19 protein-coding genes are annotated in these 20,387 nt (G+C 68.7%); 11 read left to right on the plus strand and 8 right to left on the minus strand.

The window, feature by feature from the left end:
* The first annotated feature begins 149 nt into the window (after nt 1-149).
* On the plus strand, nt 150-1,373 hold the full coding sequence (locus D1793_RS01740; RefSeq protein ID WP_119020610.1) for a DUF5924 family protein: 1,224 nt from the start codon (nt 150-152) through the stop codon (nt 1,371-1,373).
* An 85-nt stretch (nt 1,374-1,458) separates the two neighbouring features.
* Nucleotides 1,459-1,914, plus strand: coding sequence for a transcriptional regulator SlyA (gene slyA, locus D1793_RS01745; RefSeq protein WP_119020611.1), 456 nt, complete (start codon nt 1,459-1,461; stop codon nt 1,912-1,914).
* On the opposite strand, the gene D1793_RS01750 is transcribed toward slyA, so the two are convergent.
* Nucleotides 1,911-2,441, minus strand: a complete 531-nt coding sequence (locus D1793_RS01750; protein WP_119020612.1) for a preprotein translocase subunit YajC — start codon at nt 2,439-2,441, stop codon at nt 1,911-1,913. The two genes, slyA and D1793_RS01750, sit on opposite strands and share 4 nt — an antisense overlap.
* Nucleotides 2,442-2,558: 117 nt before the next feature.
* Here D1793_RS01750 and D1793_RS01755 point away from each other — a divergent pair, with 117 nt between their 5' ends.
* The gene (locus tag D1793_RS01755; RefSeq protein WP_119020613.1) at nt 2,559-3,014 is read left to right on the plus strand and encodes a universal stress protein; all 456 of its coding nucleotides are present in this window, start codon (nt 2,559-2,561) and stop codon (nt 3,012-3,014) included.
* Nucleotides 3,015-3,186: 172 nt separating this feature from the next.
* Here D1793_RS01755 and D1793_RS01760 read toward each other — a convergent pair whose 3' ends face one another.
* On the minus strand, nt 3,187-5,139 hold the full coding sequence (locus D1793_RS01760; protein ID WP_119020614.1) for an ATP-binding cassette domain-containing protein: 1,953 nt from the start codon (nt 5,137-5,139) through the stop codon (nt 3,187-3,189).
* 1,218 nt (nt 5,140-6,357) lie between these two features.
* Between D1793_RS01760 and D1793_RS01770 the strand changes: the two genes are divergently transcribed.
* The 4 genes from D1793_RS01770 to D1793_RS01785 all read left to right on the plus strand — a co-directional run bounded on the left by D1793_RS01770 (nt 6,358) and on the right by D1793_RS01785 (nt 11,520).
* Complete coding sequence (locus tag D1793_RS01770) at nt 6,358-7,995, plus strand: multicopper oxidase family protein (protein ID WP_119020616.1); 1,638 nt, start codon at nt 6,358-6,360, stop codon at nt 7,993-7,995.
* Nucleotides 7,996-8,062: 67 nt separating this feature from the next.
* Nucleotides 8,063-8,857 (plus strand): prolipoprotein diacylglyceryl transferase, encoded by a 795-nt coding sequence (gene lgt / locus D1793_RS01775; RefSeq protein WP_119020617.1) that lies wholly within the window; start codon nt 8,063-8,065, stop codon nt 8,855-8,857.
* Nucleotides 8,854-10,302 (plus strand): cardiolipin synthase, encoded by a 1,449-nt coding sequence (cls, locus tag D1793_RS01780; protein ID WP_119020618.1) that lies wholly within the window; start codon nt 8,854-8,856, stop codon nt 10,300-10,302. The genes lgt and cls overlap by 4 nt, the downstream gene beginning before the upstream one ends.
* A 225-nt stretch (nt 10,303-10,527) precedes the next feature.
* Nucleotides 10,528-11,520 (plus strand): L,D-transpeptidase family protein, encoded by a 993-nt coding sequence (locus tag D1793_RS01785; RefSeq protein WP_240407753.1) that lies wholly within the window; start codon nt 10,528-10,530, stop codon nt 11,518-11,520.
* Between the two features lie 46 nt (nt 11,521-11,566).
* On the opposite strand, the gene D1793_RS19990 is transcribed toward D1793_RS01785, so the two are convergent.
* The 6 genes from D1793_RS19990 to D1793_RS01815 form a co-directional block, all read right to left on the minus strand.
* The gene (locus D1793_RS19990) at nt 11,567-12,265 is read right to left on the minus strand and encodes a c-type cytochrome (protein ID WP_119020620.1); all 699 of its coding nucleotides are present in this window, start codon (nt 12,263-12,265) and stop codon (nt 11,567-11,569) included.
* Between the two features lie 62 nt (nt 12,266-12,327).
* Nucleotides 12,328-12,693, minus strand: a complete 366-nt coding sequence (locus tag D1793_RS01795; protein ID WP_162899877.1) for a hypothetical protein — start codon at nt 12,691-12,693, stop codon at nt 12,328-12,330.
* Nucleotides 12,694-12,776: 83 nt separating this feature from the next.
* A complete protein-coding gene (locus tag D1793_RS01800) occupies nt 12,777-13,427 on the minus strand; it encodes a sigma-70 family RNA polymerase sigma factor (protein ID WP_119020622.1) in 651 nt (216 codons plus the stop codon).
* The gene (locus D1793_RS19995; protein ID WP_119020623.1) at nt 13,424-15,007 is read right to left on the minus strand and encodes an ATP-binding protein; all 1,584 of its coding nucleotides are present in this window, start codon (nt 15,005-15,007) and stop codon (nt 13,424-13,426) included. The genes D1793_RS01800 and D1793_RS19995 overlap by 4 nt, the downstream gene beginning before the upstream one ends.
* Nucleotides 15,007-15,672, minus strand: a complete 666-nt coding sequence (locus tag D1793_RS01810; RefSeq protein WP_119020624.1) for a 2OG-Fe(II) oxygenase — start codon at nt 15,670-15,672, stop codon at nt 15,007-15,009. The genes D1793_RS19995 and D1793_RS01810 overlap by 1 nt, the downstream gene beginning before the upstream one ends.
* Nucleotides 15,673-15,704: 32 nt before the next feature.
* Complete coding sequence (locus D1793_RS01815; protein WP_119020625.1) at nt 15,705-16,340, minus strand: CoA pyrophosphatase; 636 nt, start codon at nt 16,338-16,340, stop codon at nt 15,705-15,707.
* 78 nt (nt 16,341-16,418) lie between these two features.
* Between D1793_RS01815 and D1793_RS01820 the strand changes: the two genes are divergently transcribed.
* The 4 genes from D1793_RS01820 (at nt 16,419) to D1793_RS01835 (ending at nt 20,373) form a co-directional block, all read left to right on the plus strand.
* Entirely contained in the window at nt 16,419-16,976 is a 558-nt protein-coding gene (locus tag D1793_RS01820) for an NUDIX hydrolase (protein ID WP_119020626.1), read from the plus strand.
* A gap of 10 nt (nt 16,977-16,986) precedes the next feature.
* Entirely contained in the window at nt 16,987-17,940 is a 954-nt protein-coding gene (locus D1793_RS01825) for a sugar-binding transcriptional regulator (RefSeq protein ID WP_119020627.1), read from the plus strand.
* Nucleotides 17,941-18,097: 157 nt separating this feature from the next.
* Nucleotides 18,098-19,417: a sugar ABC transporter substrate-binding protein gene (locus D1793_RS01830; RefSeq protein ID WP_119020628.1), complete on the plus strand. Its 1,320-nt coding sequence runs from the start codon at nt 18,098-18,100 to the stop codon at nt 19,415-19,417.
* Nucleotides 19,418-19,485: 68 nt separating this feature from the next.
* On the plus strand, nt 19,486-20,373 hold the full coding sequence (locus D1793_RS01835; RefSeq protein ID WP_119020629.1) for a sugar ABC transporter permease: 888 nt from the start codon (nt 19,486-19,488) through the stop codon (nt 20,371-20,373).
* Nucleotides 20,374-20,387: the final 14 nt, after the last annotated feature.

The raw sequence follows: 20,387 nt of genomic DNA on the forward strand, positions 1-20,387 counted from the left end.
CTCCCGATTTCATACGGCCGTTTGAATGCGCACAGCTTGGGTCACGAACGCCGGCGCGTCAACCCCCCCGTCGCCGATGCCTCGACGCCCCTCTCATCACCCCCGGGTGCTAGGCTTCACGATGACACCCCACAGGGTAGCCGCGCGCCATGCCCCCATCCTCCCCCCGGCCTGACCAGCGACCGGAGGCACCCCGAGTGAGCCAGCTGCAGGCGCGCATCGAGGCGCTGGTCGAACGCCTGCGCCCCTGGAGCTGGCTGTGGCCCCCCGTGGCCTTCGGCGCGGGGCTCGGCAGCTTCTTCCTGGTGGATCGCCAGCAGTGGCTGGGAGCCCTGCTGGCCCTGGGGATGCTGGCCGCCTGGCTGCTGCTGCTGTTCGAGAGCCTGATCGGCCGGCTGATGGCCCGTCGCGGCTACCCCACCCTGCCCCACGGGGTGACCCTCTTCATCGCCCAGATGATCCACCAGGAGACGCTGTTCTTCTCGCTGCCCTTCCTGCTGGCCACCACCGTCTGGACCAGCGGCCAGGCGCTCTTCACCCTCCTGCTGATCGGCCTGGCGGTGTTCTCCATCGTCGATCCACTCTACTACCGGGTGGCGGACCGCTTCCGCTGGCTCTACTTCGCCTTCCACGCCCAGTGCGTCTTCCTGGTGGTGCTGGTCACCCTGCCGATCATGCTCAAGCTCACCACCGGCCAGAGCCTCAAGCTGGCGCTGGGCGCCATGCTGCTGTTCAGCCTGCCGAGCCTGCTGCACCTCACCGCCGGGCAGCGCGGCCGCCGCTGGCTGATGATGCTGACCCTGTTGCCGCTGCTCGCCGGCCTGGCCTGGGCGGGACGCATCTGGGTGCCACCGGCCAACCTTTGGCTGGGCAGTGCGGCACTCTCCCCCGCCTTCGACGTGGCAACGAGGAGCCCCCGAGGGGAGCTGCGCCTGACGCCCGAGGCGCTGGCCGGAAGCGGGCTCTACGCCTATACGGCGATCCGCGCGCCGCGTGGGCTCAGGGAGGAGGTGTTCCATGTCTGGCGCCAGGAGGGGCAGGAGGTCGATCGCATTGCGCTGACCATCGAGGGCGGCCGGGAGGCGGGCTATCGGGCCTGGAGCCGCAAGCAGAACTTCCCGGACGACCCCGCGGGGCGCTGGCGGATCGACGTGATGACCGACAGCGGTCAGCGCATCGGGGTCATACGCTTCCGGGTGACCGATGACGGGGAGGCCAGTCTGGCCGACGGGCGGGAGCTGCTGAGCGGCGTGCAGGGGCTGGGCCTGCGTCGTCTGGTGCCGGGCCGGCGCGACGACGGCCCGGCGGCGGAGCCGGCGGCAGACCAGGGGGACACCCCCGCCGGGGTAAATGGCGGCGCCGGGGAAGAGTGACGGACGGAGTGAAATGATAAGCCCGCTTGCATTCCACGCGTCGAGTTCACAAAATCCAGCGAACGCCCATGGAATGCCCAGACTCATGCATGAAAATATCGGTTTCCAGCTCGGCCGCCTGCCACGCCTGTGGCGCGCCATCATCGACGAGCGCCTGGCGCCCCTGGGCCTGACCCAGACGCGCTGGGTGACGCTCTACCACCTGTGGCGACTCGGCGACGGTCAGCCCCAGTGCGACCTGGCTCGCGCCATCGGCGTGGAGGCCCCCTCCCTGGTGCGTACCCTCGACCAGCTCTCTCGCCAGGGACTGGTGGAACGGCGCCCCTGCGACCAGGATCGCCGCACCAAGCGGGTCTTCCTCACCCCCGAGGCCACCCCGCTGCTCGAGCGGATCGACGCCGTGGTGCGCGAGGCCCGCAGCGAGATGTTCGCGGGCATGAGCGACCAGGACCTGGCGACACTGGCCGAACTGCTCTCCCGCATCGAGGACAACGGCCTGACCATCCAGGCCCGCGACGCCGAGGAGAAGGCCCGGGGCTAGGCCCGGGGCTGCCCGAGGGGCACCGAGACGGCGCCGTCGTCCGGTCGCCCGGCCAGGCCATCACGCAGCGCCACGAAGTCCTCCAGGTAGGTGGAGAAGCGCGGGAAGTCCTGGGACTCCCACCACCACAGCGTCAGCGCATGCCGGTGGGACTCCACCACCACGGCATCCTGAGGCAGCCGCTCCAGCAGCGCCCTGAGCCGGGCCTCCAGCGCCTCGGGCAGCGGGCGAAGCGGCTCCCGTCGCCAGCGCCAGCCGTGCGCGAAGGCCTTCAGCGCCGCGCTGGCGTGGTCGTCACGCACCAGCACGAAATCGGGACCGGGGCGCTCCTGGGGATAGCGCCAGCGATAGGCGGGCATGGTCGTCTCGATGCCATGCAGCGGGGGCTTCTCCAGCTTGACGGTGAGCCCGGTCTTGATCGCCGCCGTGCGCAGCGCCGAGATGCGCCGCTGCCGCGGACTGGGCTTGAGCCACATCACCGGCGAGACCACCAGCAGCAGGGCAAAGAGGATGAAGAACCAGGTCATCGCCATCTCCAGATCGGGTTGATGCGTGAGTCTTGATACAAGTCGTTGTCTTGCCGTGTCAGGCGGCCTAGAGTGAAGGCATCCTGCTTCATCTCGATATCCACTAGGAGCCCTGCCATGAGCAACGAATACCGCCACATCCTGGTCGCCGTGGACCTGACCAAGGACTCCCACAAGGTCCTGGAGCGCGCGGCCCAGATCGCCGAGCGCAACCAGAATGCCAAGCTCTCCATCATGCACACCCTGGAGCCGCTGGGCTTCGCCTATGGTGGCGACATCCCCATGGATCTCACCAGCATCCAGGACCAGCTCGACGAGCATGCCAAGCAGCGCCTGGCCGAGATCGCCGACCCCCACGTGGCCAAGGAGAACCAGCATGTGCTGGTCGGCATGCCGGACACCGAGATCCATCGCTTCGCCGAGGAGAATGACGTGGACCTGATCGTGGTCGGCTCCCACGGCCGTCACGGCTTCGCCCTGCTGCTGGGCTCCACCTCCACCGGTGTGCTGCACGGCGCCCAGTGCGATGTCCTCGCAGTTCGTGTGGGCAAGAAGGGCGAGAGCGCCGAGTAATCTACTGCTGCCCCCCAAAAGCCTTTCTCATTTTGAGGAAGTGCAGGATTCGCGTGACGAGCGAAGATAGGTTGGTCGCCGCCGGAGCGCAGGAACCGGAGTGTAGCCTGCTACATGAGGATTCCGAGCACCGCCGGCGATCAATATATCTAGCGCAGTAGCGAATCATCACTTACTCCCCGGCGGCGAGGGCCTCCAGCTCCATCCACCGCTCCATGGCGGCGTCCAGCTCGGCCTGCCGGGCTCCGAGTGCCTCCAGGGTGGCCGTGACCGTCGCCGCGTCCTGCTGGTAGAAGGCCGGATCGCCCACCTTCGCCTCGAACGCAGCGACCTCCCCTTCCAGCCGCTCGATCTCGGCCGGCAGGGCGTCGAGCTCGCGCTGCAGCTTGTAGGAGAGCTTGGCGGGCTTTTTCCCTCCCCCCGCTGAGGGCTCCTTCGCCGCTGTCGCCTTCGAGGTCGGCGGCGACTGCTCGGCCATCTCCTCGGCGGTCCGGGACGGCTCGGCCCGCTGGCGGGCGGCTCCCTCCCATGGCGCCGGGGGCAGCTTGCCGCCCTGGCGCACCCAGTCCGTGTAGCCGCCCACGTACTCGCGCACCCGTCCCTCCCCTTCGAAGGCCAGCACGCTGGTCACCACGTTGTCCATGAAGGCGCGGTCGTGGGAGACCAGCAGCAGGGTGCCGTCGAAATCGAGCAGCAGCTCCTCGAGCAGCTCCAGGGTCTCCACGTCGAGGTCGTTGGTGGGCTCGTCCAGCACCAGCACGTTAGCCGGCTGGGTAAACAGCTTGGCCAGCAGCAGGCGATTGGACTCCCCCCCCGAGAGTGCCTTGACCGGCTGGCGGACCCGCTCCGGGGTGAACAGGAAGTCCTGCAGGTAGCTCATCACATGACGGTCGCGACCGCCCACCGTGACCCGATCGCTGCCCTGGGCCACGTTGTCGTAGACGCTCTTCTCGGGCTCGAGCCCCCCGCGCAGCTGGTCGAAGTAGGCCACCTGCAGCTTGGTGCCGAGCTGCACCTTGCCCTCGCTGGGCGCAAGCTCGCCGAGCAGGATCTTGAGCAGGGTGGTCTTGCCGGCGCCGTTGCGGCCGATGAAGCCGATGCGGTCGCCGCGCTGGATCTCAAGCGAAAGGTCGCGGATCACCGCCTCGTCGCCGAAGCGCTGGGTAACGTGCTCCAGGGCCACCACCCGCTTGCCGCTGCGCTCGCCGCTGTCCACGCTGAGGCTGGCCTTGCCCTGGCGCTCGCGGCGCTCACCGCGCTCGCGGCGCAGCTGCTCCAGGGCCCGCACCCGCCCCTCGTTGCGGGTGCGCCGCGCCTTGATGCCCTGGCGGATCCACGCCTCCTCCTGGGCAAGCTTCTTGTCGAACTCGGCATTCTCGCGAGCCTCCACCTCCAACTCGTGGGCCTTCTGGGCCTGGTACTTCGCGTAGTCCCCCGGGTAGCGCCCGAGGCGCCCACGGTCGAGCTCGAGGATGGCCGTGGCCAGCTTCGACAGGAAGGCACGGTCGTGGGTGATGAAGAGCACCGCGCCGTTGAAGGCGGCCAGCTGCTCCTCGAGCCAGGCGATGGTGTCGAGATCCAGGTGGTTGGTGGGCTCGTCGAGCAGCAGCAGGTCCGGCTCCGCCACCAGCGCCCGGGCCAGCGCCACGCGCCGGCGCCAGCCGCCGGAGAGCGCGGCCATCTCGGCGTCCTCGGGCAGCCCCAGGCGGGTCAGCACCACGTCGATGCGCTGGTGGAAGGACCAGCCGTCGATCGCCTCGAGGCGCGTCTGCAGCTCGGCCATGCGGCGCATGTCGGGCTCGTCCTCATGGATCAGGTGGTGGTACTCGGAGAGCAGCGCGCCGGCCTCGGGCAGGCCGCCGGCGACCACGTCGAAGATGGTCTGGCCGGAGGCCTCGGGCAGGTCCTGGGCGAGCACGCCGATCTTGAGCCCCGGGGCGCGCCAGAGAGTGCCGCCATCGGGCAGGATCTCGCCGGCCACCAGCTTGAGCAGCGTCGACTTGCCGGTGCCGTTGCGCCCCACCAGGGCCAGCCGTTCCCCTCTCTCCAGCACCAGGTCGGCGCCGTCGAGCAGGACTTGGGTACCGTAGGCCAGTTGCAGCTGTTCCAGACGTAGCAGGGTCACGCGCACACCTCATCGAATCGCGAAGGCGGCTAGGGTGCGTTAACAATTGCTGATGGAGATCGGGCTGATTTAGAATATCAGCATTTTTCGGTTGGTCCCGTCGAGGGCCAATGCTCACAGTATTCCGGCTATGTGCGGCACAGAGGTCAATGCCGTGCGACTACGACTGAGTGTCTGGGAAACCACCCAGGACTCAGGACCTGAAGCGCTGTGTCAGCAGGTAGAGGGGAACGGTGTGGGGAGAGGCGGGCCCAGGAAGGATGTGGTCAAGTGCCGAGGTGAGGTGCACGGATGGCCCGGCGACGGAGGCGATCGGAGGCGACGGGTCGGGAGTGGCATCCGGCGCCTCGCTGCGGGGCAGTACGCCCGTGGTGGGGCGCCAGGCATGTTCATGATGGCAGTGGGGCAGTTCGGACGGGGTGCTGAGCCAGGCCTTCGACGCGGCCTCGCCGAGGGCGAGCTCGAGGCCCGGCACCGGTGGGTCGACAGGATGGACAGGCTCCGTCGTCTGGGCCCTGGCCATCAGGGCGACCTGCAGCAGCGCCAGGATGAGCACGGCGCCGAGCCAGAGGGGGAGTCCTCCCTGGCGGGGTGCTGTGCGCTGCCCGGGCGCCTGAGGCTGCATGACGGTGTCCCGCTTGTCGGTGTCGTGTAGCCCTTACCCTAGTCCAGCAGCGCCAGCTGTCCATTGATTCATGTCAAAGGATCTCCGATGGTAAACCTGTGGGCAGGGCCCAGGTTGCGAGGGGCCCGAGGCCGTGAAATACTCGTCTCCCCAACTGGCTCACAAGGCCGCTTTACTCCATGCGTCGACTCTCCTCTCACTGGCTTCTCAGCCTGTTGATGGCCCTGGTGTTGGCCATGGCGCCGCCCGTTGCCGCGGGCGGGCATCATGGGGATGCCACCTGTATCGAGAGTCTGGTCGGGCAGGATTCAGCGGTCACATGGGAATTGTCTGCAATGGTCGACCCGGGGGAGCCCGATGTCCCCGCGGCATCGTCCTGCGGCTCGCCCTGCGCCCAGTGCGTCGCCTCCATGGCTCGGCTGGCCGATGACGCGGTGGCAGCTTCTATTCCTCTGTCCGGGCCCGGCCTGGGCACTCCCTCTGGTCCTCCCGCTCCCTTCGAGCGGCCTCCTCGCGCCTGAACCTCTCTTCCCCTGATGGCGCCGCGGGCGACTGCCCCGCGGTGAGCGTGTTCATGCCACGAGGATCACTTGATGAAACGTCGCGAATTTCTGGGCTACTCGGCGCTGAGCGCCCTGGTACTGTCCACGGCCGGCACCATGGGCTATGCCCTTTCTCGTCAGCTTCCCCACTCGGCGCCGCCCGTCGGGCTCGCCCCGACGCCGCCGGGCGGGCAGCCCCTCCAGCCCCTGCCGCGCCTTGCCAACCTGAGCGAGACGGCCGGCCGCTTTCGCAGCGCGCTGACGCCGGCCCCCCATGCGGTGCCGCTCGGCGACGAGTTCGAGGCCCGGCTGTGGCTCTACAACGGCAAGGTGGCGCCGCTGATCGAGGTGCGCGAGGGGGATGAGCTGGACATCACCCTGTTCAACGAGCTGGCGCAGGAGACCACCTTGCACTGGCACGGCGTGCCGGTGCCAAAGGCCCAGGATGGCGCCCCCTGGGACGCCGTGGCGCCGGGCGAGTCGCGCCAGTACCGCTACACCTTCCCTGCCGGCAGCGCCGGCCTGCACTGGTTCCATCCGCATCCCCACGAGGGCACCGCCAGGCAGGTGGCCCACGGCCTGGCCGGGGCGCTGCTGGTGCGTCCGCCCAAGGATCGGCTCCCCCTCGAGGTGGAGGAGCACCTGCTGGTGGTCAGCGACCTGCGCCTGATGGCGAACGGTGAGGTGGCACCGCATACCGCCGAGGACTGGATGAACGGCCGCGAAGGCGAGCTGCTGCTGGTCAACGGCCAGCGCGAGCCGCGCCTGGACGTGGCGCCGGGCACCACCCTGCGCCTGCGTCTGATCAATGCCTGTGCCGGGCGCTATCTGCGCCTGCGCCTGGACAAGCACGAACTCACCCTGATCGGTACCGACGGCGGGCTGATCGAGCGCCCGCAGCCCCTCGACGAGCTGCTGCTCACCCCGGGCGAGCGCGCCGACCTGCTGGTGCGGGTAAGCGAGCAGGCCGAGGGACGGTTCCAGCTGGCCAGCCATCCCTACGAGCGGGGCTGGATGGGCGAACGGCCCTCCCACCTGGATCGGGTCGCGCCGCTGCTGACGCTCCATACCCTGAATGCCGGGGTGCAGCCTCCGGTGGCGCTGCCGGAGCGGCTGGGGCGCGTCGAGCCCCTGGGCGAGCCGGACGTGCGTCGCCAGGTGGAGCTCACCGAGGTGATGCCGGGCCATGACGACCACGGCGCGGGCCACGGTGCCCCCCATGCCGGCCATGGGGCAGGACATGACCCCCATGCCGCGCATGGCGGCGGCAGCGGCAGCCACCATGGTACCCATGGCCCGGGCGCCGGCCATGCGGCCCACGGAGCCGGCCAGGGCGGCGATGCCCGCCCGGAGGTGGACTTCCTGATCAACGGGCGCGCCTTCGCCATGGACGAGATCCTCTTCGAGGGCAGGGTCGGCGAGGTGGAGGAGTGGGAGGTCTTCAACAACTCCCACATGGATCATCCCTTCCATGTGCACGGCACCCACTTCCAGGTGATCGCCACCCGCGATGCCGACGGCGAGTGGCGCGAGGCGCCCTGGCTGGCCTGGAAGGACACCGTTAACTTGGCGCCCTACCAGCGCCTGACACTCCGCATGGTGTTCCGCGAGCCCGGTGACTGGCTGTTCCACTGCCACATCATCGAGCACGAGGAGCTGGGCATGATGGCGACGATCCGCGTGAGCTGAGGCCACCCCTGTTGCCGAGGCGCCCCGGGGGCCTTGCCACCTCGGGAACGCCCGAGAGGAGAACGAGATGCTGCAATATCCCAATATCGATCCGGTGGCCATCAGCCTCGGGCCGTTCGCGATTCACTGGTACGGCCTGATGTACGTGGTCGGCTTCGTCGCCGCCTGGTGGCTGGGGCGTCTTCGCGCGCATCGCCTGGACCTGACCCACGACGACATCGGCGACCTGATCTTCTACAGCGCCGTCGGCGTGGTGCTCGGCGGCCGCCTGGGCTATGCGCTCTTCTACGGCAGCGAGCAGTGGCTCGCCGACCCGCTCTGGCTGCTGCGACTCTGGGAGGGGGGCATGAGCTTCCACGGCGGCCTCATCGGGGTGCTGGTGGCGGCCTGGCTGTTCGCACGCAAGAAGCGGCTCGGCTTCCTGTCGCTGACCGACTTCATCGCGCCGCTGGTGCCGATCGGCCTGGGGGCGGGGCGGATCGGCAACTTCATCAATCACGAGCTGCCGGGCCGGGTCAGCGAGCTGCCCTGGGCGATGCCCTTCCCGCACATGGGACCGGAGCCGCGCCACCCCACAGCGCTCTACGAGTTCGCTCTGGAGGGGCTGGTGCTGTTCGCTGTGCTCTGGTGGCTCTCCCGCGAGCCGCGCCGCACCGGGCTGATCTCCGGGCTCTTCCTGCTGCTCTATGGTGTCTTTCGCTTCGCCGTGGAGTTCGTGCGCCTGCCCGATCCGCATATCGGCTTCATCGCCTTCGGCTGGGTGACCATGGGCATGGCGCTGACCCTGCCGATGATGGTGGCAGGCGCGGCGCTGATCGGCTGGTCGCGGCGTCAGCCGGCGGTGGAAGCCGCTTCCCGATGACGCTTCAGGCAAGGCGACGTCGCCCCTGGCGCCGGATTCTGCTGGTGATGGGTATCGCTCATCTGGTGGGCCTGGCCTCATCGCTGGATGCGATGATGTCGAGCCGGACCTCCCAGGGGGCCATCGCCTGGATCGTCTCCCTCAACACCGTGCCCTATGTGGCGGTGCCCACCTACTGGGTGTTCGGTCGCGCGCGGTTCCAGGGCTATGTCTCGGCGCGGCGCGACGAGGACTCGGCGCTGGGCCAGGCGCTGGCCGACAAGTTGGCGGAGCTACGCGCCCACGGCGTCTCCGCCGCCCACAGCGACAAGCACCTGGTGGGCGTCGAGCAGCTGGCCAAGCTGCCGTTCCTTGGCGGCAACCGGGTGGCGCTCCTGATCGACGGCGAGGCGACCTTCGAGAGCCTGTTCGCCGGCATCGAGTCCGCCGAGCGCTATCTGCTGGTGCAGTTCTACATCGTGCGCGCCGACGCGGTGGGCAGGGCGCTTCAGGCAAGGCTGATCGAGAAGGCGCGGCAGGGGGTGGAGGTCTTCTTCCTCTATGACGAGATCGGCAGCTATGCGCTGCCGGGGAGCTATCTCAGGGCGATGCAGGAGGCCGGGGTCCAGGTGCACCGCTTCCACTCCACCCGCGGCACGGGCAACCGCTTCCAGCTCAACTTCCGCAACCACCGCAAGATCGTGGTGGCCGACGGCGAGCGGGCCTGGGTGGGCGGCTTCAACGTCGGCGACGAGTACCTGCACGGCCATCCGCGCATCGGCCCCTGGCGCGACACCCACCTGATGATCGAGGGGCCGGCGGCCCTGGCGCTGCAGCTGGTGTTCCTCGAGGACTGGCACTGGGCCACGGAGGAACTGCCCGAGCTGCCCTGGTCGCCGGTGGTGCCGAGCCACCACGGCATGCCGGTGCTGATACTGCCCACCGGGCCCGCGGACCGCTTCGAGACCGCGAGCCTGATGATCCAGCAGGCGATCCACGCCGCCCATGAGCGAATCTGGATCTCCAGCCCCTACGTCGTGCCCGACGAGGGGGTGCTCTCGATGCTCAAGCTGGCTGCCCTGAGCGGCGTGGACGTGAGGATCCTGATCCCCGAGCGGCCGGACAATCCGCTGACCTACTTCGCCGCCTACGCCTTCCTCGATTCGCTGCTCGAGGCGGGGGTCAAGGTCTACCGCTACGAGGGGGGCTTCCTGCATGGCAAGGCCTTCCTGGTGGACGATATCGGCGCGGCGGTCGGCACCGTGAACCTCGATAACCGCTCCTTCCGACTCAACTTCGAGGTCACCGCGCTGGTGATGGATCCCGGCTTCGCCGCCGAGGTCGAAGCCATGTTCGAGCGTGACTTTGTCCAGTCGAGAAGGATGCGTGCCGACGAGATCGATCACCACCCGCTCTGGCACCGGGTCGCCGCTCGTGCCTCTTATCTGCTGGCGCCGGTGCTGTGAGCCACTGTGCCAAGACGGCGCGCCAGGTGCCGGGCGTCAGAGAGCCCGGTGACAAATCTCAACACTCTTGCTGCTCCGGGACGGGGAGCTCCCCGTTACACTACGGACACGATAATGATCCCGAGGCCTTGCGGCCGTGGATGCCTTGACGAGGTGATATAGATGGCAATATCGAGATACAAGCCAGGCTGGCGGGGCGAGCCCCGGACGTGGTCGGCCATGGCCATGAGCGTGCTTCTGGCCGGTATGCTGGCGTTGAGCGGTGCCGTTCAGGCCGATGAGGAGCGCGAGTGGCCCCGCGGCCACTTTCCGCTGCCCGAGTCGGGCAACGTGATCGGCGAGGCCTACACCGTTACGGTGGAGGACCACGAGCACACCCTGATGGATATCGCCCGCGAGCACGGCGTCGGCTACGAGGAGATCATCAGTGCCAATCCCGACGTGAGCATCTGGATTCCGGGCGAGGGCACCGAGGTGACGATTCCCGGCGCCTTCATCCTGCCCGATGCCGAGCGCACCGGGGTGGTGATCAACATTGCCGAGCTGCGCCTCTACTATTTCCCCGAGGTGCGCAACGGCGAGACCCCGAGGGTCGAGACCTATCCGATCGGCATCGGCCGCGAGGGCTATGACACCCCGCTGGGGGTCACCAAGACCACCATGCGCCTGGAGGACCCGGCCTGGTATCCTCCGCGCTCCATGCGCGAGGAAGCCGCCGCCCGCGGCGAGCCGGCGCCGGCCGTGGTGCCGCCCGGCCCCGACAACCCGCTGGGGCGCCACGCCATCCTGCTCGATATTCCCGGCTACCTGATCCACGGCACCAATGAGCCGGACGGCATCGGCATGCGCGCCAGCCGCGGCTGCATCCGCATGTTCCCCGAGGACGTCGAGTCGGTGTTCAGCAACGTGCCGGTGGGCACCCGGGTCAACATCATCGACCAGCCGATCAAGGTGGGCTGGCGGGACGGCCAGCCGCTGGTGCAGGTCTTCAAGCCCCTGGAGGAACAGGAGCACGGCATGTCGGCACTGATTGACACCATCTCCCGTCTCAACGCGGGCAATGCCGACGGCGTGACCTTCGACTACGAGCAGCTGCGTGACCTGCTCGAATCGCCCACCGGCCAGCTGGTGGCCCTCGAGCCTCCCCCCGAGCCTGCGCCCGACGAGGCGCCGGCGCTGAACGGCCTCTTCGAGGAGCTGGCGTTCAGCGACGATTGACGCGAGCCAGGCTCACGGAGCGGGCGCCCTCGGGCGCCCGTTCTCGTCAGTGGCGATGGCCGCCGGTCCCGTTGCCATCCGCGTCGGCCGCCAGGACATGACGGATATAGAGCACCACGGCCCAGGTCTCCTCCTCGCCGAGCTTGCCGGCAAAGCGTGGCATGGCGCTGTCGGGGTTGCCCGCCTTGACCAGCCAGGCGTATTCCCCGGCCGCGTGACCGGCGCCATGCTGGGCGAGGTCGGTGGGTATCGGCACGAAGCCGGCCACGCCGGCGGCGACACCGTCTCCGCGTCCTCTCTCGCCATGACAGGCGGCGCAGTAGCGCTGATACGCCTCCTGCCCGACAGCCAGGTTGTCGGCGCTGGGTGGCAGGGGGCTCTCCCGCTCGAGCCACTCCTGCGGGGCCTGGCGGCCGTGATCGCCATGGGCGTGGTCGCCGTGGCCATGGGCATGGTCGCCATGGTCGTTGGCAGGGGCCGGTGCGTGGGCGTGATCGCCATGGTCGTTGGCAGGGGCCGGCGCGTGGGCGTGATCGCCATGGTCGTTGTCAGGGGCGGGCGCATGGGCATGATTGCCGTGGTCATGGGCTGGCGCATGGGCATGATTGCCGTGGTCATGGGCTGGCGCATGGGCGTGATCGCCGTGGTCGTCATGGGCATGAAGGGGGCCGGCGAGGGCCAGGGCGGCAAGCAGGACGAGGGGCAGGTGGCGCAGGGAGCGCTTGGGCGAGACGAAGGCTGACATGGAGAATCTCCTGATATCCGTGAGGGACGAGCCGTCATGGCGGCTCGAGCAAGGCAGCGGAATCAGACGGTTCTGGGAGGGCGTTCGAGGCGGTCGCAGGGAGCCGGGAGGTGCCGCCGCCCGGGCGGCGGCGGGCAGGTGGCCTCGGCGGGGGCGTTTGCCAGGCTGAAGCGGCCGGCGGTTCCGCTCAGGCAGTGGCCGGCGGCCAGGCACTCGGCGCCGTGAGCCTCGTCCGGACAGTCGGCAAGCCGTTCGGTCGGTGTACTGGCCCTGGGGGCATGGACCGCATGCGCATGGCTCGAGGTCGCGACGGCCGACGGGTCGGGCGTGGCCTGGGTGGGCATCCCCGGGGGCCCGGCCAGCAGCTGCCCGCCTGCCGAGAAGGCAAGCAGCAGCCAGAAGCCGAGCAGCAGGGCGAGACGTCGCATGGGAAGACCGTGAGCCAGGGTGATGCCCGGATCATCGCCCGGCTCGGCGGCCGCGACAAGGCGCCGGGATGCCTCGGCGGGCATCAATCGGCGTCGACTTGACCCCGGTCAGGCAGCGCCTTCACCAGCTCCAGCGCCACGCAGAGCCGCACCAGCTCGGCGAGGCTCGACGCCCCCAGCGCCTTCATGGCGCGCAGCCGATAGACCTCCACGGTCTTGGCGCTGATCCCCAGGTGCTCGGCGACCTCGCGGCTGGTCATCCCTTCCGCCACGTGCACCAGGATCTGCCGCTCCTTGGGGCGCAGCGCCGCGTAGCTCGCCTGCAGATCGTCGTGGCGCTCCCGCTCCCGGCGCTGCCGCTGGTGGGCCTGCCGCGCCTGCTGCACGGTATCGATCAGCTGCTGGTGGTTGAAGGGCTTCTCGATGAAGTCCAGGGCACCGGCCTTGAGGGCCGCCACCGCCATGGGCACGTCGCCGTGGCCGGTCATGAAGATCACCGGGAGCTCGTCGCCGCGCTCGTTCAGGCGCTGCTGGACCTGCAGGCCGGAGAGGTCCGGCATGCGCACATCCAGCAGTACGACGTCGAAGGCGTCAGGGTCGGCGGCCAGGAAGGCCTCGCCGTCGGCGAAGGCGCGGCTGGCCAGGCCCACGGAGTCGAGCAGCCAGGCCAGCGACTCGCGCAGGTCCTGGTCGTCGTCGACGACGGCGATGCAGGCGTTGGGAGTGTCGGTCACGGGTGTCTCGCGGCAGCCAGGGGAGCGGGTTCGGCCAGCAGTGTAGCGGCAAAGGTGGCGCCGCCGGAACCGTCGGCGGGCAGGAGGCGCAGGTCGCCCCCCATCGCCTCCATCAGCGAGTGGCTGATGGCGAGCCCCATGCCGAGCCCCTCCGGTCGACCGGAGTGGAAGGGCGCGAAGATGCGCTCGGCCTCATCGGCCGGCACCCCGGGCCCCTGGTCGCTGACCGTGAGGGTGACCTCACGGCGACCGCTCTGACGGGCGCGCAGACTGACCCGTTCGGCGCCGGGGTGGTCACGGCTCGCCTCCAGGGCGTTGAGCAGCAGGTTGACCAGCACCTGCTCCAGGGCCACCGGGTCGACGATGACCCGCGGCAGGGTCTCGGGCAGGTGATGCTCCAGCGCGATGCCGGCCTGCTGGAACTGCCACTCGCAGAGCCGGCAGGCGGCGTCCACCACCTCCAGCAGGACTGCCGGCCGCGGCCGGGTCTGCCCCTTGCGCACGAAGGCGCGAATATGCCGCAGGCGTTCGGCCAGGCGGGCCACCTGGTCGCTGATCCGCGAGAGCGGTAGGCGCAGCGCCTCGGCCGGCAGGTCGGGGTCGGCGTCGAGCTTGAGCAGGGCGCCGTTGGCGTAGTTGGCGATGGCTCCCAGGGGTTGGTTGAGCTCGTGGGCGATGTTGGAGGCGAGCTCGCCGGTGGTGGCCAGACGGTTGGCGTGGGCGATCTGCTCCTGGTGGCGGCGGGCCTGGGTCTCGGCGGCCTTGCGCAGCCCGATATCGCGGTTGAGCAGCGACACGTGGCCCGGCTCGCTGCCCAGGCCCCGATGGGCCATCACCACGCTGAGCACCGGCACCGGTCCGTCGGGGCCGCGCATTGCCAGCTCGCCGCTCCAGGAGCCATAGCGGGCCACCGCGGGGAGCACGATATCGCGCAGCTCGGCCAGCGACTCCTCGCCGTAGGCGTCCGCCAGGCGGGCCTCGCCGCCCTCCCGGGGCAGGCGCAGCAGGCGCCGGGCGGCCTCGTTGGCGTAGAAGAGCCGCTCGTGCTCATCCATGAACAGCACGTGGTCGGTGGTGGATTCCACGACCCGGGCGAGGCGTTCGCGATTGGCCTCGGCGCGCAGGCGCCGGCCCACGTCGCGGGAGACGCTGAGGATGTCGATCAGCTCGCCGGTGGCGGGGTCGCGGCGGGTGCGGCTGGTGGTCTCGAACCAGACGTAGCGGCCGTCCTTGGCGCGGAAGCGGTAGGTCTGCTGGTAGAACCCCTTGTGGTAGTAGATCCGCGGCGACTTGTTGAGCAGGTCGGCCAGGTCCGCCGGGTGGAAGAGGTCGTAGGCGGAGACGCCGATCAGCTCCTCGGGCTCATAGCCGAGCAGGTCCCGGGCGGCGCGGGAGGCGTAGAGGAAGGTGCCGTCCCGGGCGTGCCGGCTGATCAGGTCGGTGGTGCTCTCGGCCAGCCACTGGTAGTGGTCGCGCTCGTCCTGGAGCGGCTGCAGCTGGTCCCTGAGCCGCCGGTTCTCTGCCTCCAGCTCGGCGCAGCGCGCCGCCAGCCCCTCGGGCCTGTCACCTTGCCCCGTCATCAGCGCGCCGGGTCCACCCGGCCGCCCAGGGAGGCGTTGCGCCGGAACCAGCCGGCGATGCTGGCCCGCGGCAGGCGGGTCGGCAGCACCTCGTGGGGCACGCTCTCGGCGAGGAAGCAGGCGAAGGTGCCGGCGCTGGGCCGCACCCGGGCCACCTCGCGCTCGGGCTCGTCGGGGGCGTAGAGCACCATCTCGCCGCCGCCGTCCTCGGGCCAGTCGGGGTTGAGGTAGCCCACGGTGGAGACCACCCGGTTGGCGCGGCCGCGGAAGCTGTCCAGGTGCCGGCGGTAGAAGGCGCCGGGCGGGTAGTGGGCGAAGTGCGCCTCGTACTCGAACAGCCCCAGGAACAGTGCCCGGTTCAGCGCCTGCTGCACCTCGCCCATGGCCTCCAGGTAGCGGCGCTGGGCGAGGCTCTCGCGGTCGAGCCAGTGGATGGCGTCGCCGCGGATATCGCGACGCAGCTGAAGCTCCTGGCCGCGGCCGATGCCGGCGGCCTCCAGGGCGTCGCGTTCGGCCAGGGCGGTGAGTTCGGCATGAAGCTCCGCGCACAGGTCGGCGTCCAGCACCCCCTCGCCCAGGTACCAGCCCTGTTCCACCAGGGCATCGATCAGGCGGGGCAGGGCCTCGGGGACCAGCGCGGGGGGCAGGGCAGAGGGGAGGGTCAGGCTCAGTGTCGTGGTCTCCTGGGGCGAACGGGTCAGCGGCTCGCCTGCTGCTGGATGCGCAGCAGGCGGTCGGGAAAGTAGCAGAGCCGGCCGGGGGGCTTCCTGTCCAGGCTCACCGGGCAGCCGAACCCCTCGGCCAGCAGTTCCACCAGCATCATCGCCGAGAGGCCCCAGATCACCTGGCCTTCCACATGGTAGTTGGGCACATAGAGGGGCCGGCCGTCCATGGGGATGACGTCGGTATGGTGGCGGCGATCCTCCAGGAAGTGGGCGAGGGGCACCTCGAAGATGGCGTCGAGCTCCGTGGGGTCGGGGGTCAGCGGCAGGTCCGGTGGAATCAGCCCCACGTAGGGGGTGACGCGCAGGCCGTGCAGCGAGACCACGTCCGACAGCCGGCCGAGCAGCTCCACCCGGTAGGGGGGCAGGGCGATCTCCTCATGGGACTCGCGCAGGGCGGTGGTCAGCAGGTCAGGGTCGCCCGCCTCGCGCTTGCCGCCGGGGAAGGCCACCTGGCCACTGTGGGTGTTGAGGTGGGCGGCGCGGCGGGTGAGCAGCAGGGTCGGCTCGGGGCGGTCGACGATGGGCATCAGCACCGCCGCCTCCGGCAGCCGCAGCAGTGACCGCCGGGGGCGGTGCGCTTGCAGGCGTTCGCGAAGATTCTCTAACATGGGGTTTCCATCGGGTTTGATTCCTTCTACCCGTCCCTCGAGAGCGGCGTCAAGCCCGCCAGCCTGCCCGGGAGCCCCATGAACTTCTGCAGCCACTGCGGCCACACCGTGCGCTTCGCGATTCCCGAGGGGGATGACCGCCCCCGCCACCTGTGCGACGAGTGCGGCACCGTCCACTACCAGAACCCGCGCATCGTGGCCGGCACCCTGCCGGTGAGCGGCACCCGGGTGCTGCTGTGCCGCCGCGCCATCGCCCCGCGCAAGGGGTACTGGACCCTGCCGGCGGGCTACATGGAAAACGCCGAGACCACCGTGGAGGCGGCCGCCCGGGAGACCCGCGAGGAGGCCTGCGCCGAGGTCGATATCCACGGGCTCTACACCCTGATCAACCTGCCCCACATCAACCAGGTCTACATGATCTTCCGGGCCGATCTCACCGGCGGCTTCGGCCCCGGCCCCGAGAGCCTGGAGGTGGCGCTGTTCGAGGAGCACGAGATCCCCTGGGAGGAGCTCGCCTTTCCCACCATCGAGCGCACTCTGCGCCACTTCTACGCCGACCGCCGCGATCAGCTGTTTCCGCTGCACGTCAGCGACATCACCCCCGAGGATCGCGAGCGCTACTTCGGTTCTGCCTAAGGACACCACCGTGGACAAGTTCGAGGTAAAGCTGGATCAGGCGGCACGTGCTGCCTGGATGTCCTTCGTTGGCGGCATGACCCAGGACGAGATTGCCCAGCAGCTGGGGGTGTCGCGTCCCGGCGTACAGCGCCTGCTGGCGCTTGCGCGCCAGGAGGGGCTGGTCAAGGTACACATCGACCATCCGGTGGCGGCCTGCATGGCGATGTCCAGCGCCATCCGACAGCGCTTCGGTCTGGACTTCTGCGATGTGGTGCCAGCCGAACCGGACGCTGCTGATGGGGCCGCTCACTACCTGGCCGTAGCCGGCGCAGAGCGTATTGCTCGGCTGGTGGAGCGCAGCGCTCCTCTGACCCTGGCACTGGGTACCGGGCGGTCGGTAAGAGCCACGGTGGAGGCGGTCAGCCGACTGGAGCGCCCCCAGCACCGCTTCGTTTCCCTGGTGGGCAACGTGGCTCGGGATGGCTCCTCCAACCGCTACGATGGCGTGATGGTGCTGGCCGACAAGACCGGGGGCGAGCGTTTCCTGCTGCCGGCCCCGGTGGTGGCGGGCACGGTGGAGGAGAAGGAGGCCATGCAGCAGCAGCGGCTGTTCCAGTCCGTCGCCGAGGTGGCTCGCCAGGCCGAGACCGCCTACATCGGCATCGGCAAGATCGACCGCCAGGCTACCCTCTTCCAGGACCAATTCATCTCCGAGGGCGAGCTGGACGAACTGCTGGGCAGAGAAGCGGTGGGCGAGCTGCTGGGCTGGCCCATGGATCGCGATGGCCGGGTCATTGACTGTACCATCACTCGCCGAGTGACCAGCCTGCCGCTGGAGATGCTGGCTGGACAGTCGCTGGTGGCGTTGGCCGGCGGAAGCGGCAAGGCACCGGCGATTCTCGCGGCACTTCGTGGCGGCTGGCTCAAGGGACTGGTCACCGACGAGGTGGCGGCCCGCTTCATTGTTGAGCGGGCTCCGTGAGGACGCCATCACTCTAGCCATCCTCTTGCTCCGACCAAAGTCTAGGTGCATCGGCTTTGCTTTTTTTGGGCTGCCGTCCGATCATTTGATTGATCAATGATCAAAATGATCAGTTCGCGACAACAGATAATAATGCGAGATCCCAAAGGAGCCCCTCATGAAGCTCACCCGAGCCCTGCCGCTGGCCACCCTGGCAGCCGCCATTGCTGCCGCCTCTCCGGCCCATGCCCAGACCGAGATCACCGTCGCCACGGTCAATAACAATGACATGGTGATCATGCAAAGCTTGACCCGCGAGTTCGAGCAGGCCCATCCCGGCATCAGCGTCGATTGGGTCATCCTCGAAGAAAACGTGCTGCGTCAGCGGCTGACCACCGATATCGCAACCGGCGGTGGCCAGTTCGACGTCATGACCATCGGTACCTATGAGGTGCCCTTCTGGGCCGAGCGAGACTGGCTGGTGCCGCTGACCGACCTGCCCGCCGAGTACGAGATCGATGACCTTCTCAAGCCGGTGCGCGAGGGCCTCTCACACGACGGCACCCTTCACGCGTTGCCCTTCTACGGCGAGAGCTCGATGCTCTTCTACCGCACCGACCTCTTCGAGCAGCACGGCATCGAGATGCCGGACCAGCCAACCTGGGAAGAGGCACGCGAGTGGGCCAGCCAGATCCATGATCCGGCCAACGGGACCTACGGCATCTGCCTGCGCGGAAAGCCAGGTTGGGGAGAGAACATGGCGTTTGTCTCGACCCTGGTGAATACCTTCGGCGGGCGCTGGTTCGACATGGACTGGCAGCCGCAGATAAATTCGCCCGAGTGGCAAGAGGCGATTTCCTTTTATGTCGATCTGCTCGGCAACTACGGCCCGCCCGGCGCCAGCTCAAACGGCTTCAACGAGAACCAGGCGCTTTTCTCCAGCGGCCGCTGCGCGATGTGGGTCGATGCCACCTCGGCAGCAGGTCGCATCTACGATGCGCGCGAGTCCTCCGTTGCGGACGTGCTGGGCTTTTCCCAGGCGCCGGTCGCCGTAACTCCCAAGGGCTCCCACTGGCTGTGGTCCTGGGCCCTGGCCATTCCGGCATCTTCCGAGCAGCAGGACGCTGCCCGGCAGTTCATCACCTGGGCGACCTCGCGCGACTACATCGAGATGGTAGGCGAGCGTGAAGGCTGGACCAGCGTGCCGCCAGGCACTCGGACGTCCACCTACGAGGATGAGCGCTACATCGAGGCGGCGCCCTTCGCCAGCTTCGTGCTGGAAGCGATGCAGAACGCCGACCCCACCGACTCGACCCTGGAACCGAGCCCCTATGTGGGCGTGCAGTTTGCCGGCATTCCGGAGTTCCAGGCCATCGGCACCCAGGTGGGGCAGATGGTGGCCGCCGCTCTGACCGGCCAGATGTCGGTCCAGCAGGCGCTGGATAATGCCCAGCGCAGTGCCGAGCGCACCATGCGTCAGGCCGGCTACTTCGACTGAGCCGAGCGACAGGGGCGGCCGGCCATGCCGGCTGGCCCCTTTCTCCCCGATTTCAAGTGGTAACTCCCATGACGACTCGAGCCTCCGGACGTACTGTCGGTGGCCTGCGCTCCCTGTCACTGCAGGCACCGGCCGTCACGCTCCTCCTGATCTGGATGTTGATCCCTCTGGGGATGACCCTGTGGTTCTCCTTCCAGCGCTACAACCTGTTGATGCCCGGCATGGAGCAGTTCGCCGGCCTGGAAAACTATCAGTACCTGCTCACCGACCCCGCACTCTGGACGGCCATGGGCACCACCCTGGTGCTGGTGGGATCGGTCCTGGCGATCTCGGTGATCGGTGGCACCCTGCTGGCGGTGCTCTATCAGCAGGAGTTCCTCGGCCGAGGGGTCGCCCGGGTGTTGGCCATCTCGCCCTTCTTCATCATGCCCACCGTCAGTGCCCTGGTGTGGCAGAACATGATGATGCATCCGGTCAACGGCGTGCTGGCCTGGTTCACCGGTCTGTTCGGCCTGCCGGCCATCGACTGGTTCTCCTCCTATCCGCTGCTGTCGATCATCATCATCGTCTCCTGGCAGTGGCTGCCCTTCGCCCTGCTGATCCTGCTCACTGCGCTGCAATCCCTTGACGACGACCAGGTCGAGGCGGCGCGCATGGATGGGGCGGGTCCTGTTGCGGTGTTCTTCTTCATCACGCTGCCGCACCTCAAGCGGGCTATCAGCGTGGTGGTCATGATCCAGATGATCTTCCTGCTGACCATCTTCGCCGAGATCTTCGTCACCACCTCGGGCGGCCCCGGGCTGGCCACTACCAATCTGGCCTACCTGATCTATATCCGCGCGCTGCTGGAATTCGACGTGGGTGGAGCCTCCGCTGGCGGGGTCATCGCCATCATCCTGGCCAATATCGTGGCGATCTTCCTGATCCGCATGGTCGCCAGGAACCTGGAAGACTAATCCGCGCCGCGGCA

It is taken from the genome of Halomonas sp. JS92-SW72 (assembly GCF_003547075.1).
GTDB classification, from domain to species: Bacteria; Pseudomonadota; Gammaproteobacteria; order Pseudomonadales; family Halomonadaceae; genus Halomonas; species Halomonas alkalicola.

What these genes read in the sequence shown, in the direction of transcription:
- D1793_RS01830 (WP_119020628.1), top strand. Translation starts at nt 18,098, where the DNA reads ATGAAGCTCACCCGAGCCCTGCCGCTGGCCACCCTGGCAGCCGCCATT.
- D1793_RS01750 (WP_119020612.1), bottom strand. Translation starts at nt 2,441, where the DNA reads ATGACCTGGTTCTTCATCCTCTTTGCCCTGCTGCTGGTGGTCTCGCCG.
- cls (WP_119020618.1), top strand. Translation starts at nt 8,854, where the DNA reads ATGACGCTTCAGGCAAGGCGACGTCGCCCCTGGCGCCGGATTCTGCTG.
- D1793_RS01820 (WP_119020626.1), top strand. Translation starts at nt 16,419, where the DNA reads ATGAACTTCTGCAGCCACTGCGGCCACACCGTGCGCTTCGCGATTCCC.
- D1793_RS01835 (WP_119020629.1), top strand. Translation starts at nt 19,486, where the DNA reads ATGACGACTCGAGCCTCCGGACGTACTGTCGGTGGCCTGCGCTCCCTG.
- D1793_RS01785 (WP_240407753.1), top strand. Translation starts at nt 10,528, where the DNA reads ATGAGCGTGCTTCTGGCCGGTATGCTGGCGTTGAGCGGTGCCGTTCAG.
- D1793_RS01755 (WP_119020613.1), top strand. Translation starts at nt 2,559, where the DNA reads ATGAGCAACGAATACCGCCACATCCTGGTCGCCGTGGACCTGACCAAG.
- D1793_RS01795 (WP_162899877.1), bottom strand. Translation starts at nt 12,693, where the DNA reads ATGCGACGTCTCGCCCTGCTGCTCGGCTTCTGGCTGCTGCTTGCCTTC.
- D1793_RS19990 (WP_119020620.1), bottom strand. Translation starts at nt 12,265, where the DNA reads ATGTCAGCCTTCGTCTCGCCCAAGCGCTCCCTGCGCCACCTGCCCCTC.
- D1793_RS19995 (WP_119020623.1), bottom strand. Translation starts at nt 15,007, where the DNA reads ATGACGGGGCAAGGTGACAGGCCCGAGGGGCTGGCGGCGCGCTGCGCC.
- D1793_RS01770 (WP_119020616.1), top strand. Translation starts at nt 6,358, where the DNA reads ATGAAACGTCGCGAATTTCTGGGCTACTCGGCGCTGAGCGCCCTGGTA.
- D1793_RS01740 (WP_119020610.1), top strand. Translation starts at nt 150, where the DNA reads ATGCCCCCATCCTCCCCCCGGCCTGACCAGCGACCGGAGGCACCCCGA.
- slyA (WP_119020611.1), top strand. Translation starts at nt 1,459, where the DNA reads ATGCATGAAAATATCGGTTTCCAGCTCGGCCGCCTGCCACGCCTGTGG.
- D1793_RS01815 (WP_119020625.1), bottom strand. Translation starts at nt 16,340, where the DNA reads ATGTTAGAGAATCTTCGCGAACGCCTGCAAGCGCACCGCCCCCGGCGG.
- lgt (WP_119020617.1), top strand. Translation starts at nt 8,063, where the DNA reads ATGCTGCAATATCCCAATATCGATCCGGTGGCCATCAGCCTCGGGCCG.